The organism is Paenibacillus sp. Marseille-Q7038 (genome assembly GCF_965111595.1).
The window spans coordinates 3,348,181-3,365,000 of the sequence record NZ_CBCOOM010000001.1; the positions used below are offsets into that span (position 1 = coordinate 3,348,181).

The 16,820-nt window shown below is 44.6% G+C and carries 13 protein-coding genes, 2 rRNA genes and 1 riboswitch (1 of these 16 running past the window's edge); all 15 genes read right to left on the reverse strand.

Annotated elements, in window-relative coordinates:
• Nucleotides 1-116: 116 nt before the first annotated feature.
• Nucleotides 117-1,598 carry an amidophosphoribosyltransferase gene (purF, locus tag ACWPWY_RS15935; RefSeq protein WP_454192547.1) on the reverse strand — a complete coding sequence of 494 codons (1,482 nt, stop codon included), beginning with the start codon at nt 1,596-1,598 and terminating at the stop codon, nt 117-119.
• Nucleotides 1,583-3,826, reverse strand: coding sequence for a phosphoribosylformylglycinamidine synthase subunit PurL (gene purL / locus ACWPWY_RS15940; protein ID WP_454192548.1), 2,244 nt, complete (start codon nt 3,824-3,826; stop codon nt 1,583-1,585). The genes purF and purL overlap by 16 nt, the downstream gene beginning before the upstream one ends.
• Nucleotides 3,804-4,493 carry a phosphoribosylformylglycinamidine synthase subunit PurQ gene (gene purQ / locus ACWPWY_RS15945; RefSeq protein WP_454192549.1) on the reverse strand — a complete coding sequence of 230 codons (690 nt, stop codon included), beginning with the start codon at nt 4,491-4,493 and terminating at the stop codon, nt 3,804-3,806. The genes purL and purQ overlap by 23 nt, the downstream gene beginning before the upstream one ends.
• 3 nt (nt 4,494-4,496) lie before the next feature.
• Entirely contained in the window at nt 4,497-4,742 is a 246-nt protein-coding gene (gene purS, locus ACWPWY_RS15950) for a phosphoribosylformylglycinamidine synthase subunit PurS (RefSeq protein ID WP_191802743.1), read from the reverse strand.
• A gap of 932 nt (nt 4,743-5,674) precedes the next feature.
• A complete protein-coding gene (locus tag ACWPWY_RS15955) occupies nt 5,675-6,544 on the reverse strand; it encodes a phosphoribosylaminoimidazolesuccinocarboxamide synthase (protein ID WP_454192550.1) in 870 nt (289 codons plus the stop codon).
• A 149-nt stretch (nt 6,545-6,693) separates the two neighbouring features.
• On the reverse strand, nt 6,694-7,989 hold the full coding sequence (purB, locus tag ACWPWY_RS15960) for an adenylosuccinate lyase (protein WP_454192551.1): 1,296 nt from the start codon (nt 7,987-7,989) through the stop codon (nt 6,694-6,696).
• A complete protein-coding gene (purK, locus tag ACWPWY_RS15965; protein WP_454192907.1) occupies nt 7,986-9,155 on the reverse strand; it encodes a 5-(carboxyamino)imidazole ribonucleotide synthase in 1,170 nt (389 codons plus the stop codon). The genes purB and purK overlap by 4 nt, the downstream gene beginning before the upstream one ends.
• Before the next feature lie 41 nt (nt 9,156-9,196).
• Nucleotides 9,197-9,682, reverse strand: coding sequence for a 5-(carboxyamino)imidazole ribonucleotide mutase (purE, locus tag ACWPWY_RS15970; RefSeq protein ID WP_454192552.1), 486 nt, complete (start codon nt 9,680-9,682; stop codon nt 9,197-9,199).
• A gap of 165 nt (nt 9,683-9,847) precedes the next feature.
• A riboswitch (purine riboswitch) is annotated at nt 9,848-9,949 on the reverse strand.
• A gap of 267 nt (nt 9,950-10,216) precedes the next feature.
• Entirely contained in the window at nt 10,217-10,651 is a 435-nt protein-coding gene (locus tag ACWPWY_RS15975) for a universal stress protein (RefSeq protein ID WP_454192553.1), read from the reverse strand.
• 64 nt (nt 10,652-10,715) lie between these two features.
• The gene (locus ACWPWY_RS15980; RefSeq protein WP_191802731.1) at nt 10,716-10,979 is read right to left on the reverse strand and encodes a DUF1294 domain-containing protein; all 264 of its coding nucleotides are present in this window, start codon (nt 10,977-10,979) and stop codon (nt 10,716-10,718) included.
• Between the two features lie 257 nt (nt 10,980-11,236).
• Nucleotides 11,237-11,374, reverse strand: a complete 138-nt coding sequence (locus ACWPWY_RS15985) for a hypothetical protein (RefSeq protein WP_454192554.1) — start codon at nt 11,372-11,374, stop codon at nt 11,237-11,239.
• A gap of 89 nt (nt 11,375-11,463) precedes the next feature.
• A complete protein-coding gene (locus ACWPWY_RS15990) occupies nt 11,464-13,605 on the reverse strand; it encodes a DNA topoisomerase III (protein ID WP_454192555.1) in 2,142 nt (713 codons plus the stop codon).
• Between the two features lie 167 nt (nt 13,606-13,772).
• A complete protein-coding gene (locus tag ACWPWY_RS15995) occupies nt 13,773-14,771 on the reverse strand; it encodes a beta-ketoacyl-ACP synthase 3 (RefSeq protein WP_454192908.1) in 999 nt (332 codons plus the stop codon).
• 265 nt (nt 14,772-15,036) lie between these two features.
• A 5S ribosomal RNA gene (gene rrf / locus ACWPWY_RS16000) occupies nt 15,037-15,153 on the reverse strand.
• 133 nt (nt 15,154-15,286) lie between these two features.
• Nucleotides 15,287-16,820, reverse strand: a 23S ribosomal RNA gene (locus tag ACWPWY_RS16005); it runs 1,396 nt beyond the window's last position.

Sequence of the window (16,820 nt, forward strand, 5' to 3'; positions counted from 1 at the left end):
CTTCGCGCTGCGCGCGTAGCTCCGCCGAATCTCCCTGTTTACCTGCGGTAAATACGGGGATTCTCAGCTTCGCAAAGGCAGGGCAACTCTTCATGGAGCTTTCTATGCTGCTTAGCTTAGCAACCGCAGCCAGCCTTCGCCCCTTCTTTGAAATTCAGGGTCGTCGGATAATCATTATCAAAACAGGCAAGGCATAAGCCGCCTTTATATTCATCTTGATGATTGCCTTGAATCGAAGCAATCAGGCCCTCTGGACTAAGGAAAGACAAGGAATCGGCATTAATTTCTCTACAAATCTCTTCTACCGATCTGGAAGAAGCGATTAACTCATCCCGATTTGGTGTGTCGATCCCATAGAAACAAGGATTTTTAAACGGAGGTGAGGTAATTCGTACATGTACCTCTGTTGCCCCTGCATCACGCAGCATATTGACGATCCGGCGCGACGTAGTTCCCCGCACAATAGAATCATCAATCATGACAACACGTTTACCTTCAACTACCCGGCGTACTGCACTCAGCTTCATCTTCACGCCCTGCTCACGCAGTTCCTGACTTGGCTGAATAAACGTACGTCCTGTGTATTTGTTCTTAATCATTCCAAGCTCATACGGAATGCCCGTCTGCTCTGCATACCCAATCGCTGCGGATATACTAGAGTCCGGTACCCCTGTCACCACATCGGCATCAACAAAGGATTCAAGCGCCATTCGGCTGCCCATCCGTTTTCTTGCTGCATGCTGATTGGAACCATTCATATCACTATCTGGACGAGCAAAGTAGATATACTCCATTGCACAAAGTGCTTTCCGGTGCTTTTGTTCTTCAAAACGATCTTCATGAAGTCCATTCTCATCCAAGATCAGCATCTCACCAGGCTCAATATCACGAATCAGTTCCGCACCAATCGTCTCCAGTGCACAAGTCTCGGAAGCAAAAATATAAGCATCTCCGAGCTTACCCATCGTCAGCGGACGAAGTCCATGCGGATCAGATGCTACGAGTAGACGGTCGTTCGTCATAATCAGAAAAGCATATCCCCCCACTATTCGGCGGAAAGCATCTTTTGCTGCTTCGACTAAATCCTTCGATGACCGTGCAATCAGGTGAGCAATCACTTCCGTGTCGCTGGTTGTTTGAAAAATCGAACCGCCCTGCTCTAACTCCTTGCGGATTTCGGGCGCATTCACGATATTACCGTTTGTCGCAACCGCAAGATCGCCGTCACGGTATTTAAATACAAGTGGCTGTGCATTCGTCAGTTTGCTGTCTCCACTAGTGGAATAGCGCACATGACCTATGGAGATATCTCCAGTCAAAGTAGCCATAAGGTCTTTTGTGAATACTTCTTTTACAAGTCCCATCCCGCGGTGGTAATGGAACTCATTACCGTCACTAACACACATGCCGGCACTTTCTTCTCCACGATGCTGAAGGGCGTGAAGTCCGTAATAGGATAAAGAGGCGGCTTCAGGGTGTCTGTACACCCCGAAAACCCCACATTCCTCTTTTAATTTATCGAAAAGTCCTTCTTTACCCGAACCTTCGTTGTAATAGTCACCTGTCCAGAACTTCGGAACGCTTACTTCATCAGACATGGAATAACATCCTCCCAGACCTGCTTCAGAACCGCTACCGATTCGTCCACAGCTGATGTACCGTTCAACTCCACTGTTAGATTGCTGCCTGTTACTTGTCCAATCACTTGTACAGGAACACCACTGTTTTTCACAAATTCCACTAAAGCTTCTGCATTTTCTTTCGTTGCTGTCAGCAAGATACGGGACTGGCTTTCACTAAACAAAGCATGATCCTTACGAAGATCTGTTGTCATACTAACCCGAGCACCTTTATCGCCGCTGATACAACTTTCAGCTAGAGCAACAGCTAGACCACCCTCAGATAAGTCATGCGCAGACGCAACAAGTCCTTTTTGAATCGCGCCAAGTACTGCATCTAGCAATGCTTTCTCCGTAGCCAAATCCAGTTTCGGCGGACGCCCTTCAGTTACGCCATGAACCGCATACTGGAATTCACTGCCGCCAAGTTCAGCAAAAGTATTTCCGAGCAGGAGAATAACATCCCCTTCGTTTTTGAAACCTTGTGTCGTAATGTGATCTGTATCATGTACGAGACCGACCATACCCACAACCGGAGTTGGATAGATTGCTCCTTTGGCATTTTCGTTGTACATACTTACGTTACCGCCGATAACCGGCGTTCCAAGCACGTTACAAGCTTCTGCCATACCATCTACTGATTTTTCCATTTGCCAAAAAATTTCTGGTTTTTCAGGAGAACCAAAGTTCAGGTTATCTGTAATAGCCAGCGGTTCTGCTCCAGAACATACAATGTTACGAGCAGCTTCGCTGACTGCAATTTTGCCGCCTACTTCTGGATCAAGATATACGTAACGTCCGTTACAATCTGTCGTCATAGCAAGCCCTTTACGTGTTCCGTGCACGGTTACTACGGCTGCATCTGAACCTGGACGAACGGCTGTACTAGTCCGAACCATGTAATCATATTGGTTGTATACCCATGCTTTACTGGACACTGTCGGTGAAGACAGTACCGTTTTAAGAGCGTCTGTAAGATCCGACACTTCTTCATAACGCAAGGTGTCGATTTTTCCATTTTCAATGTAATACTCGGGAACAGTGGAAGGCTTGTTATACACCGGACATTCGTCAACAAGTGCGTTAACTGGCATGTCGCCGACAACCTCGCCGTGATGATAGAGTTTCAGTCTTCCATCATCTGTTACTTTACCAACTTTGGCACAAATAACGCCCCAACGTTCGAAGATTTCCAGCGCTTGTGCTTCATCTTTTGGCTCAACAACGAAAAGCATCCGCTCTTGAGATTCAGACAGCATCATTTCATAAGGAGTCATACCTTCTTCACGCTGTGGTACTTGGTCAAGATATAGCTCCAGACCATTTCCCGCTTTACTTGCCATCTCCGCACTAGAACATGTAAGTCCTGCTGCGCCCATATCCTGAATACCAAGCACGATACCGGAGTTGATTAGTTCGAGGCAAGATTCCATCACGAGTTTTTCCATGAATGGATCACCAACTTGAACTGCCGTACGATTGGATTCGGATTCTTCCGTAAGTTCAACGGAAGCAAATGTTGCTCCGTGAATACCATCACGGCCAGTAGGTGGACCCACGTAAAATACAGGATTGCCTACCCCTTTTGCTACACCGCGCTGGATTTTATCATGATCAATCAGTCCAACACACATTGCGTTTACAAGCGGATTACCGTCGTAACTTTCGTCGAACATCACTTCGCCGCCAACGGTTGGAATCCCGATACAGTTACCATAGCCAGCAATACCGGAGACAACATGTTCGAATAGATACTTAACACGGTCGCTCTCCAGCTTGCCAAAACGCAGGGAATTCAGTGTTGCAATTGGTCTAGCACCCATTGAGAAGATATCGCGGATAATCCCGCCCACACCTGTTGCTGCACCTTGGAAAGGTTCAACTGCTGATGGATGGTTGTGACTTTCAATTTTAAATACAACTGCTTGATTATCACCGATGTCAACGATTCCGGCACCTTCACCCGGTCCCATCAGAACACGTTCGCCCGTAGTCGGGAAACGGCGAAGTAAAGGTTTCGAGTTCTTGTATGCACAGTGCTCAGACCACATCACACTGAATACGCCGATCTCTGTATAGTTAGGCTGACGACCCATAAAGGATACGATCAGATCATATTCACTGTCCGAAACGCCCATTTGCTGATAAAGTTTATGCTCCGCAACCTGTGCTGCGGTTGGTTCTTTAACGGATACTTGCTGCGTCATGTTGATCCCTCCAGGCATTCAAAATCGAAGTAAACATACGTTTGCCATCCGTTGTTCCAAGCACTTCGTTTACGGCACGTTCCGGATGAGGCATCATGCCAACGACGTTACCGGCTTTGTTGCTGACACCGGCGATATTATTTAATGATCCGTTATGATTATTTTTATAAGTAAAGACGATCTGGTTATTTGCAGTAATCTCAGCCAGTGTCTCTTCATCACAGTAATAGTTGCCTTCTCCGTGTGCGATAGGAATGACGATTTCTTCGCCTGCCTCATATTCGCGAGTGAACGGAGTGTTGTTGTTTTCCACTTTAAGTACCGAATCATGACAAATGAACTTCATACCTTCGTTACGAAGCAGCGCACCTGGTAGGAGACCCGCTTCCGTTAGGATTTGGAATCCGTTGCAGATTCCGATGATATATTTGCCTTGCTCTGCTGCTTTCGCTACTTCATTCATGACAGGTGCAAAACGGGAGATCGCTCCGCATCTAAGATAATCGCCGTAAGAGAAACCTCCAGGAACGATGATACAATCGTAAGCTGACAAATCCGTCGCCGTATGCCATACGTAATCGACCATTTGCCCTACCGTTTCTTCTACTGCTTTGAAGCAGTCGATATCACAGTTGGAACCCGGAAACACAAGAACTGCAAATTTCATGGATTAACCCTCCAACTCAAAGCGATAGTCTTCTACAACCGTGTTCGCGAGCAGCTTTTCACACATCACTTTTACACGTTCTTCTGCTTCCTTTTTATCACTTGTATCTAAAGTGAGTTCAAGGTATTTCCCAATTCGTACACTGTCCACTTCTGCAAAACCCATGGAATGAAGTGCACCTTGTACAGCAACACCTTGTGGGTCTAGCACGCTTTGTTTGATCGTCACGTATACAGTAGCTTTTATCATAATCGGAAGTTCCTCCTAAGGAATGGTAAAAGATTTTGGTATTAGTAGTTACTGGCTTAAAGACTTACTGTGATGATATGAAGTTGTTAAATTTCACAAATCTAGCATTGTTAAGACTCTATCTTTTTATGAATCTATCATTATGAAAAGACATGTTCTATCTCTCATTCAGTACATCTAATAGATATGGGATTAAAAACTTCTTATCTTAATCATTTATGGGATGAATTATAATGGCGCGTTAGCCCCTTGTTTGCCGATTACATCCTTTTATCTACACGTTGATCTTTGTTTTGCTACTTCTCTTTAAACTTATTATCTTTAATCGTGCTTCTTGAACGGCCCTACATTGGACCTACGTTCTTAGTTAGCTTTTTGTTCTTGCTCTTTTGGATATGCTCTTTGTTCTTGGGACATACTCTTTATTATATGCTCTTTGCTCTTTGCTACACTCTTCGCTCTTGTCCTGTGGCTACACTCTTCACTCTTGTACTTTGGCAAAGCTCTTCATTTTGCTATCGTTGTTCTAACTCTTAGAACTATATTCATGTTTTTACTTTTTAATCTTGGTATTACTTCTTAATCTTGTTTTTTACTCTTTAAATCACACTCTTTTTGCAGTGCTCTTCGCTCTTTATTGTTGCTTTTTTGACCTTAACCATTGCTATCGCCCTTGCTCTTGACCCTGGCCTTCTGTTCTTGCCCTTAACTCTAGCTTCTGTTCTTGCTCTTTACTTCTACTCTTGCCCCTAAGTCTCTGCCCTTGCCCCTATTCTTTGCACTTGCCCTTAGTCTGTTCTCTTCCCTGCTAGGTCGAAATATTCAGATCCCGAACGACTTTTGGCGAAGCCAACCGGAGTGAGGGAGTTGAATATGAGACCCTCGAAGCCAACCGGAGTGAGGGGTTGAATATGAGACCCCATGAGACCCCCCTACATCAACCGGTTCATAATATCTGTATAGCGGGCTGAGGTTGCTTCCACCACTTGCTGCGGAAGAGGATCAGGCTGCGTATTTTTGTCCCAATCCGTAGAAGAAAGATACGTTCTTACCGGTTCTTTGTCCATACTGTCGATCTCTACATCTAGCGCATAATTTTCTTTAGCCCAGAATCTTGAAGCATCCGGTGTAAAAATCTCATCGATGAGAATGACTTTCCCATCTACCATACCGAATTCAAACTTACAATCTGCTAAAATAATGCCGCGCTTCTCGCAATAATCTCTTGCATACGCATAAAGTTGAAGGCTTTTCGCTTCCAGTTCCTGAGCCAGCTCTCTACCAACCATCTCTTCCATCTGAGCCATTGAGATATCTTCGTCATGACCGACATCATTTTTAGCAGCAGGCGTAAAAATCGGCTGTTCCAACTTGGAATTCTTACGCAGTCCTTGCGGAAGCTGAATTCCATTAACTGTTCCTGAAGCTTCGTATTGTCTCCAGCCGCCGCCTGTAATATAGCCGCGAACGACACACTCGATATCAATACGTTCCGCTTTGCGGGTGACCATGATGCGATCTTTTAACGGCTCTTTATTCTTGACCACATCACCAAGCAATTCTACATCCGTATGAACAACGTGGTTCTCCATCCATTCTTTTGTCTGCTCGAACCAGAATGCACTCAGGCGGTTAAGAACGTTCCCTTTCTCAGGAACAGCTGGCTCAAGTACATAATCAAAAGCGGAAATACGGTCCGTTACAACAATCAGATAATGTTCGCCAAGATCATATAATTCACGAACTTTCCCTTTATATAATAGCGGTGCATTTACGAGCTCTACCGCGGTTGATAGTGTCATAGCCTGAATCACTCCACAACTTCATATTTAGAAAATGGATCTGCCTTCACATTTCCTTACAAAGCGTCAAAGGCAGATCATGAATCATGTTACTAAAGAACAAATATCAATTTATATCATGGTTAGGCTAGTACATGCTATCTTCGTTTCTAGTTCAGACCGAGCTTAGCAAAGATCGTATCCACATGCTTCAGATGCCATGCTGGGTTAAATGCATCTTCAATTTCTTCTGCACTCAGCACTTCGGTAATCTCTGGTGTAGATTCTACAATCTCACGGAACTGACGCTGTGTTTCCCATGCTTCCATCGCTCGTGGCTGAACTGTATCGTATGCTTGCTCACGGCTGAAACCTTTGTCGATCAGTTTCGTCAAGATGCGGCCGGAGAAAGGAACACCATAGGTTCTTGCCATGTTGCGTTTCATATTCTCTGGGAATACCGTCAGGTTCTTAATGATGTTACCAAAACGGTTCAACATATAATTCAGCAACATCGTAGCATCTGGTAAGATGACACGCTCAGCAGAAGAATGGGAGATATCACGCTCATGCCAGAGTGTTACATTCTCGTAAGCAGTCAGCATATGTCCGCGGATAACGCGGGACAGACCGGAGATATTTTCGCTGCCAATGGGGTTACGTTTATGCGGCATGGCAGATGAACCTTTTTGACCTTTAGCAAAAGCCTCTTCCACTTCGCGGAACTCACTCTTCTGAAGCGCACGTACTTCTGTTGCAAATTTGTCGAGTGAAGTTGCGATCAGAGCGAGAGTTGCCATGTATTCCGCATGACGGTCACGTTGCAGCGTTTGTGTAGAAATGGGAGCTGCTTTTGTTCCAAGTTTCTGACATACAAATTCTTCAACAAAAGGATCAATATTTGCATACGTTCCAACTGCACCCGAAATCTTACCAAACTGTACATTGTCAGCGGCACGGCGGAAACGCTCCAAATTCCGTTTCATTTCCTCGTACCAAAGTGCCATTTTCAGACCAAATGTAGTCGGCTCTGCATGTACACCATGTGTTCGTCCCATCATTGGGGTATGTTTGTATTCAATCGCTTTATCTTTCAAGATTTCAATGAAATTCAAGATATCCTTCTCCAAAATTTCATTGGCTTGACGAAGCAGATAACCATTTGCTGTATCTACTACGTCAGTAGAAGTCAGCCCGTAATGCACCCATTTACGCTCTTCACCTAAACTCTCCGACACCGTACGAGTAAAAGCAATAACATCATGGCGCGTTTCTTTCTCAATCTCATAGATCCGATCAATATCAAAGCTTGCGTTTTTCCGGAGCAATTCAGCATCTTCTTTAGGAATAACTCCAAGCTCTACCCATGCTTCACAAGCACAAAGTTCAACTTCTAACCAAGCCTTAAATTTATTTTCTTCCGTCCAGATGGCCCGCATTTCGGGTCTGCTATAACGTTCAATCATGAATTTTGATTCCTCCAAATATTCGTTTTCTCAATCCATATCAGTGCATGCTGTACATCATGGCATAAGAGATTAATATGTCCCATTTTACGTCCTGTTTTCGCTTCGGCCTTTCCATACAAATGAAGTTTAGCCGCAATACCTAGTTCTTCTGCTTCCAGGTCGGATCCAGAAAAGCGATCTACTACTTCTTCCATGTGTTCGCCAAGTACATTGACCATAACCACAGGACTTAGTAATGTGGTATCTGCAAGAGGTAATCCACAGATCGCTCTTACATGCTGCTCGAACTGAGTTGTCGTACAAGCTTCCATCGTATAGTGACCTGAGTTATGAGGACGAGGAGCCAGTTCATTCACGTAAAGTTTCCCATCCTCTGTAACAAACAACTCTACAGCCAGTAGTCCTACAACCTGTAAGGATTCAGCAAGCTGTGAAGCAAGATATTGCGCTTCGAGCTGCAGTTCGGAAGATACTCTTGCAGGTACAATAGAGGTGTGAAGAATATTATTCACATGTATGTTTTCTGCTGGTGGAAATGTTTTGATTTCCCCTTGCGGATTACGCGCTGCAACGACAGAGATCTCACAAGTAAAGGGAACAAACTGCTCAAGAACGAGTTCCACGGAAGAACCCCCAAGTTCCTCATATGCACGAAGTGCTGCTTGGTTCTCACGAATCACTCGCTGACCTTTTCCATCATAACCGCCTGTGACTGTCTTAAGTACACAAGGTACACCGAGTGCTTCCACGGCCTCTTCCATGTCTGCCGCACTCTTCACTTCCCGGTAGGGAGCAAGAGGAACACCCGCAGCTTCTATGGCTTGTTTCTCTCTCAGTCTGTGCTGTGTTGTGTATAACAACTTACTTCCTTGAGGGACATAAGATTCTTTTTCTAAAAGAGCTGCCACCTCTGCATCTACATTCTCGAATTCGTAAGTGATGACATCACATCGTCTTGCAAGCTCACGAGCCGCATCTTGGTCGCTGTAATCAGCGACAATCTGCTCGGCAATCTGACCACAGGGAGACGCATGAGCCGGATCTAGAGTAATGAACTGGTATCCCATCGCAGCTCCTGATAGAGTCATCATACGTCCAAGTTGTCCACCGCCCAGTACCCCAATAACTGAACCTGGTTTAAGTATCTTACTTTCCGAATCCATCACGTTCCGGTCAGGTGCTATCCTGCTAGTCGTGTTCTGACTCATAAAGTGTCACTGCTTTCCAGGACTTCACTGCGAATCCGATCTCTTCTTTCTGTTACACGTTTTGCAACCTCAGGATCAAAGGAGCCGATGATCTGTGCGGCCAGTAGTCCAGCATTTACTGCACCCGCTTTCCCGATCGCTACGGTAGCAACAGGAATGCCGCCGGGCATTTGCACGATGGATAGCAGAGAATCCATGCCATTTAGAGCTTTTGTCTGTACAGGAACACCAATGACAGGAACTACCGTTTTGGATGCCACCATCCCAGGTAAGTGCGCAGCGCCTCCGGCTCCGGCAATAATAACCTTAATCCCACGTTCATAGGCGGACTCTGCATATTCAAACATAAGATCAGGCGTACGATGAGCAGATACTACTTTTTTCTCATAAGAAAGACCAAGTTCCTCCAGTACTTCACATGCATGCGACATGGTTTCCCAATCTGATTTGCTTCCCATAATAACACCGACTTGCAATGACATACAATCCTCTCCCTTGTCCCTTGATCCAAACTCTATTAAAAATAAAAACCGAAATCCTTGAGAAGAAAATTAATTCACGGATTCCGGACAATTTACAGAGGATACCTGTATTCCTCTTTCTAAGCATGGAAAAATATCAGTCATTAACTGCAGTTTCCTTACTGTAAAAAGTGCAGATATCCTCGTAGTCCGGAAATTTACGGTCTCCAGGTAGATACTTCCGGGCCGTATTCCCGGCTTTATACGAGTCATTTATATGGTTTTGATTAGATTTTCTTTTTCCGCTTACGTTTTACACATACGTTTACGTTTACGTTTACGTATGTGTTTCTTACCTCTCATAGTTTACCAATCCACTACACCAGATGTCAAATTAAAGACGAACATTCTATATATCAATAATTATATTGTTCGGAAATACCGCGCATAAATAAAATAAAAAAACCAGTAACTACCACAATGAATGATAGATGCTGGTTTTGTGCATGTATTGTCTAGATTCAACTGATTCTAAATATTTTGCTTATTGTTTATTTATTTTACGATGAGAACCGGAATACTTACTTCCTGCGCAACACGGTGGCTGACACTTCCGAGCATAAACTCACGAATTCCGCTGAGACCGCGACTGCCAAGGACAATCAAATCTATATCATTTTGTTTAATATATTCAATAATCACATCTACTGGGGAGCCTTGAATAAGTTCCACTTGAGCATTAGATCCTACAGCTGCCAGTCGTTGTTTAGCTTCTTCTACCGTTTGTTCCGCCAGTTCATACACTTCATTGTTAACGGAAGGCGGAATTGGAGCAAGCCCCTCACCAATAAATACTCTTGGAAAATCATACACATGTACGACATCAAGAACCGAATTCTCTGACATTTCCGCTAACTCTACTGCCTTTTCAAGTGCTTTATTTGATACCGGTGAGCCATCATAAGCTAATAATATTTTGGAAAATGACATGAGGACCTCCACCTTTCTGTATGTAGTTTTTAACCAAATTCATAAAAATGAATCATTAACCCTATTAGCTAAGAAAATACCCATACAGCACAGCATTTATAAATAAAAGAATTGGAATGCCAATGGTGAAACTCGCATGCTTCGTTTTATGGCGTTTACGGTACATCGCAATGAGAATGCCTAGTGAGCCACCAATTGCGGAAAGTAGAAACAGTGTCTTTTCCGGCACCCTGTCTCTTCGTTTCTGGGCCCTTCTCTTATCTTCGGACATTACCAGGTAGGCTACCACGTTAATAAAAACAAACCATACCATGATTCCCTCTCTCATCCGATCACCCCTTTCAATGAGCATTGCTAACTTACATGGTTCTCTCCTATTATACCGTTAGCTGGAACATGTAGGCAATGAATACACTCACTGCAATGAGGGTTCAAAGAGGTTATTATCTCTTGTCATATTGTAACGAATCCTTGATATTTTTATGCACATTCATGATAAGAAAAACAGCGCCTTAGGTAAGGCGCTGCTGTTTACTTCTATCTTCACACAAGGTTTTATAAAAAAACTCTAACAAGATCTGCCGCTTACGACTCCTGTTTTGGAATTTCGTTTAAACTCGGCGGATATTCGGCAGCCTTTGCCGGACGAAGCGTCTTACTTTCTTCGAGTATACTGGACTTGTTTTGCTGGTTTTTAGATTTAAGCGGCTTATGATGTGGCATTCGTGGATCACCCCCTAAAGTATAGGGTGCCATCCTCTAGTTCCATTATGCAAAGGAATATTTACATGTCGCCCGAAGAAAAGACTTTCCTATTTCCCTTCTTTTTTCTGCTCCATCGCAGCTTTCAGCAAATCACCCAAATTAGAACCGATGGATTCTTTTTTCTCAAATTGCTTCACCAGTTTCTGCTGTTCACGCTTGTTCACATGCTTTTTATCTTTATCCAGTGTCTCCGTGATTCCACAAGGAAGGCACTGTACATACAGCCCTGCTTTTCCTTCTTTAAGTTCCATTTTTTTATGACACTGAGGACAGCGGCGATTTGAAAGTCTTTTTTCCGCAGACCGCTTATAACCACAGTCATTTGTAGGACATACAAGAAATTTTCCGCGTTTAGATTTTTTCTCTAGTAACCGTGTTCCGCAGTCTGGGCAATGGCTATTAGAAACATTATGCGGTTTGTATTCCACTGTGCTATTTTTTACACTACGAACAAGCTCGCCAGCCATAGTTCGAATTCCATCTAAAAATGGTTCCGGCTGTCCTTGCCCTTTGGCTATCCGCTCTAGTTCAGCTTCCCATTTCGCAGTTAATTCCGGCGTACGAAGCTGAGGAGCAGCTAGCTCTATCAGCTGTTTACCTTTACCTGTAGGATGCAGCGAATTTCCTTGACGTTCAATCGTATCTGAACTAACCAGCTTCTCAATAATATCTGCACGAGTAGCTGGAGTGCCGAGACCATGCTTCTCCATCTGACCAAGTAAAGCAGCTTCATTATAACGTTTTGGCGGAAGTGTTCTGCCTGGTTTCACAATGCAGCGCTGTATTTTAAAAGTTTCCCCTTCACGCAGTTCAGGAAGCTGCTGTCCGCCTGATTTACCTTCGTGGGAATCATCTTCAGCATCTGCATCGTCCTCATATCCTTCAGCTCCGTAAACTTCTCTCCAGCCGTTTTCTCTTACAGTGGTTCCTTTTACCGCAAGCACTTCTTTCTCTACCTCTAATCTCACCTGTACTGCATCATACCTTGCTGGACCATAAAACAAACTAATGAATCTTCTCACAATGAGATCATATAATTTTCGCTCATCGGTGGAGAGTGCATTTAAAATGACCGTTTGCTCTGTTGGAATAATCGCATGGTGATCTGTCACTTTACTGTCATCCACAATACGTTTTGTAATAGGAAGTGACTTACGTAATAATGGACGGGCCAGTGCACTGTATGGTCCAACGGCTACACTTTCCAGTCGTTCTTTAAGTGTATCTATCATATCACTCGTCAAATATCGGCTGTCAGTCCGAGGATAAGTAACCAGTTTATGCTGCTCATACAAACGTTGAAGTAAATTAGACGTTTCTTTTGCCGAGAAACCATATCTTTTATTCGCATCTCGCTGTAGTTCTGTAAGATCATACGCAAGGGGATGAGGTTCCACTTTTTCGCTTTTCTTCACCTGAACGACTTTCGCAGAGGCTCCATCTAGTTTCCGTTTTAGCTCTTCTGTCCGCGTTTTGTCAAAAATACGTGAATCCCCTTGAGCTGCGCGCCACATTGCTTGGAAATTCCCGAAATCAGCTGCAATGGTATCATATTCTTCTGAGCGGAAATTCATAATTTCTTTTTCACGGTCCATAATCATGCCAAGGGTTGGGGTTTGAACTCGCCCAGCAGATAACTGAGCTCCATACTTCACGGTAAGAGCTCTAGTTACATTGAGTCCTACCATCCAGTCCGCTTCCGCACGGCAACGAGCAGATTCATATAATCGATCAAACTGATGCCCCGGCTTCAGACTAGCAAAACCTTGCTTTATCGCTTTATCCGTTTGAGAAGAGATCCATAGGCGTTTAAAAGGTTTCTTACAATGTGCCATTTGAATAATCCAGCGAGCAAGCAGTTCCCCTTCTCTCGCCGCATCTGTAGCAATAATCAGTTCTTTAATGTCCGATCTTTTCATGAGCTGCGCTACCGCTTTATACTGATGATTCGTCTCCCGAAGTATCTTAAGCTTGGTTTGTTTCGGTAGAATCGGCAAATCTTCTAAATTCCATGTCGCATACTTGCGATCATAATCCTCAGGCTCTGCAAGACCGACCAAATGGCCAAGAGCCCAAGTCACCACATACTGTGGTCCTTCAAAATAACTTTTATGTTTTTCACGGCTTCCCATGACGCGTGCAATCTCACGTGCTACCGAGGGTTTTTCTGCTAATACGAGTACTTTCATAACTCTCCCCTTTCTGCAATACTTCTATTATAACATTCACGTAAAGTATAGAGAAAAGGCTGGAATATCTACAGATCCCCATTCTCTTTTCAATTCATTTTTGTATCAAAAACAAAAAAGATCTCCTAGCCCATTACAGCCAGATGAGATCTCTTTCAACAAATTCTCTATTTCTCTATATTAGGAACTCCCCAACGTATAATACTTCCTGCATACGTTAGTCCTCCTCCAAAACCAAACAAAAGCATTATATCATCATATTTCACACGACCTTCATCCAAAGCAAGCTGAATCGCAAGAGGAATGGAAGCCGCAGAGGTATTACCACGATATTCTACGCTAGTTAAAGTACGTTCCATAGGTACTGGGCCTTTGTCACAAATAGACTCAATCATACGAAGATTCGCACTATGAGGTACAAACCACTGGATATCAGATGAGGTAAGACCCGATTCGCGTATCAGCTCTTTTGTTTTTTCAGGCACATTACGCACAGCCCATTTATAAACCTCGCGTCCATTTTGTACGAGATAGCCATTTTTCTGAAGTTCTTGACCTTCCATTTGTTCTCCTAAGGCCGTTTTATATAAGTGAATTCCTCCACTCCCCAGAGTTCCCGAAGTAGATCCGAGGAAACCCGGTTCATCTTCACTACTCTCAACGAGAACTACGCCTGCTCCATCTCCAAATAAAATGCAGGTGGATCGATCCGTATAATCTGTAATCTTAGAGAGCGTTTCAGCGCCGACTACGAGAACTTTATGATACATTCCACTTGTAATCAGGCTGTCTGCCAGTTGTAATCCATATACAAAACCTGCACAAGCAGCGCTTACATCCATTGTTCCTGTCTGAGGTATATTAAAATAATGCTGTATCCTTGCTGCAGCACTAGGGAAGGTATATTCTGCTGTACTCGTAGCTACAAGAATCATGTCTACATCACTAACATCAATGTCATATCGCTTCACCATATCTTCAATCGCTTTGCAGCTCAGGTCTGATACGTATTCATGTTCCCCAGCAATCCGTCTCTCTCGCATCCCTGTACGCTGAACAATCCACTCATTATTGGTATCTACAATCTTCTCTAAATCTATATTGGTCAGCACCTTCTCTGGAACATAGGTACCTATTGCAGTAATTTGCGCTTTAGAATGTACGATACGATCACCTTCCCAAATTTTATATATGTATTATAACACTAGATACTAGTACCTGGTACTAATTATTATTATTAAAAGAAAACATCATTTCCCCTTCAACGGAAAGTTAAGAGGATATAGATGAATTTGCCCTTCTAAGCCAACCTTATCAAGTATAAATAGGGTGAAAAGGAAATACAAGTAAAATAAAACGAATTCCATAATAGAAGATAGATAAAAGAAAAAACAAAAAAGACACTACCTAAAGGCAGTGTCTTTATCTATTGCTTGGCGGCGTCCTACTCTCCCAGGACCCTGCGGTCCAAGTACCATCGGCGCTGGAGGGCTTAACGGTCGTGTTCGGGATGGGTACGTGTGGAACCCCTCCGCTATCGCCACCAAACGAGCATTTGTGTAACAAATGCGATCCGCGTTGGTTTGGTACATCACTATAACGTGTGTATAAAACCAATAGCGTATTCAAGGTTTTGCTCCCTGAAAACTAGATACGAAACAATCTTTGCGATTTTTATTTTTAGGATAAGCCCTCGACCGATTAGTACTGGTCAGCTCCATGCATTGCTGCACTTCCACCCCCAGCCTATCTACCTCGTCGTCTTCAAGGGGTCTTACTAATTGGGAAATCTCATCTTGAGGTGGGCTTCGCGCTTAGATGCTTTCAGCGCTTATCCCTTCCATACATAGCTACCCAGCGATGCTCCTGGCGGAACAACTGGTACACCAGCGGTATGTCCATCCCGGTCCTCTCGTACTAAGGACAGCTCCTCTCAAATTTCCTACGCCCACGACAGATAGGGACCGAACTGTCTCACGACGTTCTGAACCCAGCTCGCGTACCGCTTTAATGGGCGAACAGCCCAACCCTTGGGACCTACTTCAGCCCCAGGATGCGATGAGCCGACATCGAGGTGCCAAACCTCCCCGTCGATGTGGACTCTTGGGGGAGATAAGCCTGTTATCCCCAGGGTAGCTTTTATCCGTTGAGCGATGGCCCTTCCATGCGGTACCACCGGATCACTAAGCCCGACTTTCGTCCCTGCTCGACTTGTAGGTCTCGCAGTCAAGCTCCCTTGTGCCTTTACACTCTGCGAATGATTTCCAACCATTCTGAGGGAACCTTTGGGCGCCTCCGTTACTCTTTAGGAGGCGACCGCCCCAGTCAAACTGCCCACCTGACACTGTCCTCGCACCGGATCACGGTACCAAGTTAGAACCTAGATACGATCAGGGTGGTATCCCAACGTTGCCTCCACACAAGCTGGCGCTCATGCTTCTTAGGCTCCCACCTATCCTGTACAGATCGTACCCAAATCCAATATCAAGCTGCAGTAAAGCTCCATGGGGTCTTTCCGTCTTGTCGCGGGTAACCTGCATCTTCACAGGTATTAAAATTTCACCGGATCTCTCGTTGAGACAGCGCCCAAGTCGTTACGCCATTCGTGCGGGTCAGAATTTACCTGACAAGGAATTTCGCTACCTTAGGACCGTTATAGTTACGGCCGCCGTTTACTGGGGCTTCGGTTCATAGCTTCGGATTGCTCCTAACCACTCCCCTTAACCTTCCAGCACCGGGCAGGCGTCAGCCCGTATACTTCGCCTTGCGGCTTCGCACAGACCTGTGTTTTTGCTAAACAGTCGCTTGGGCCTTTTCACTGCGACCCCCTCGTGCTATTCACACTACCGGGGTACCCCTTCTCCCGAAGTTACGGGGTCATTTTGCCGAGTTCCTTAACGAGAGTTCTTCCGCGCGCCTTAGAATTCTCTTCTCACCTACCTGTGTCGGTTTACGGTACGGGCACCTTCATCTGGCTAGAGGCTTTTCTTGGCAGTCTGAGATCATGACCTTCGCTACTGTAATTTTCACTCCCCATCACAGCCCAGCCTTAATGATGTGCGGATTTGCCTACACATCAGCCTCACTGCTTGGACAGACATCCATCAGTCTGCGTCACTACCCTACTGCGTCCCCCCATCGCTCGTAACGATTTACGGTGGTACAGGAATTTCGACCTGTTGTCCTTCGACTACGCCTTTCGGCCTCGCCTTAGG

Excerpts from the sequence above, each read along its gene's own strand:
- purB (WP_454192551.1), bottom strand. The coding sequence starts at position 7,989 with ATGATTGAACGTTATAGCAGACCCGAAATGCGGGCCATCTGGACGGAA.
- ACWPWY_RS15980 (WP_191802731.1), bottom strand. The coding sequence starts at position 10,979 with ATGAGAGAGGGAATCATGGTATGGTTTGTTTTTATTAACGTGGTAGCC.
- purL (WP_454192548.1), bottom strand. The coding sequence starts at position 3,826 with ATGACGCAGCAAGTATCCGTTAAAGAACCAACCGCAGCACAGGTTGCG.
- purE (WP_454192552.1), bottom strand. The coding sequence starts at position 9,682 with ATGTCATTGCAAGTCGGTGTTATTATGGGAAGCAAATCAGATTGGGAA.
- ACWPWY_RS15955 (WP_454192550.1), bottom strand. The coding sequence starts at position 6,544 with ATGACACTATCAACCGCGGTAGAGCTCGTAAATGCACCGCTATTATAT.
- purS (WP_191802743.1), bottom strand. The coding sequence starts at position 4,742 with ATGATAAAAGCTACTGTATACGTGACGATCAAACAAAGCGTGCTAGAC.
- purQ (WP_454192549.1), bottom strand. The coding sequence starts at position 4,493 with ATGAAATTTGCAGTTCTTGTGTTTCCGGGTTCCAACTGTGATATCGAC.
- ACWPWY_RS15985 (WP_454192554.1), bottom strand. The coding sequence starts at position 11,374 with ATGCCACATCATAAGCCGCTTAAATCTAAAAACCAGCAAAACAAGTCC.
- purF (WP_454192547.1), bottom strand. The coding sequence starts at position 1,598 with ATGTCTGATGAAGTAAGCGTTCCGAAGTTCTGGACAGGTGACTATTAC.
- purK (WP_454192907.1), bottom strand. The coding sequence starts at position 9,155 with ATGGATTCGGAAAGTAAGATACTTAAACCAGGTTCAGTTATTGGGGTA.
- ACWPWY_RS15975 (WP_454192553.1), bottom strand. The coding sequence starts at position 10,651 with ATGTCATTTTCCAAAATATTATTAGCTTATGATGGCTCACCGGTATCA.
- ACWPWY_RS15990 (WP_454192555.1), bottom strand. The coding sequence starts at position 13,605 with ATGAAAGTACTCGTATTAGCAGAAAAACCCTCGGTAGCACGTGAGATT.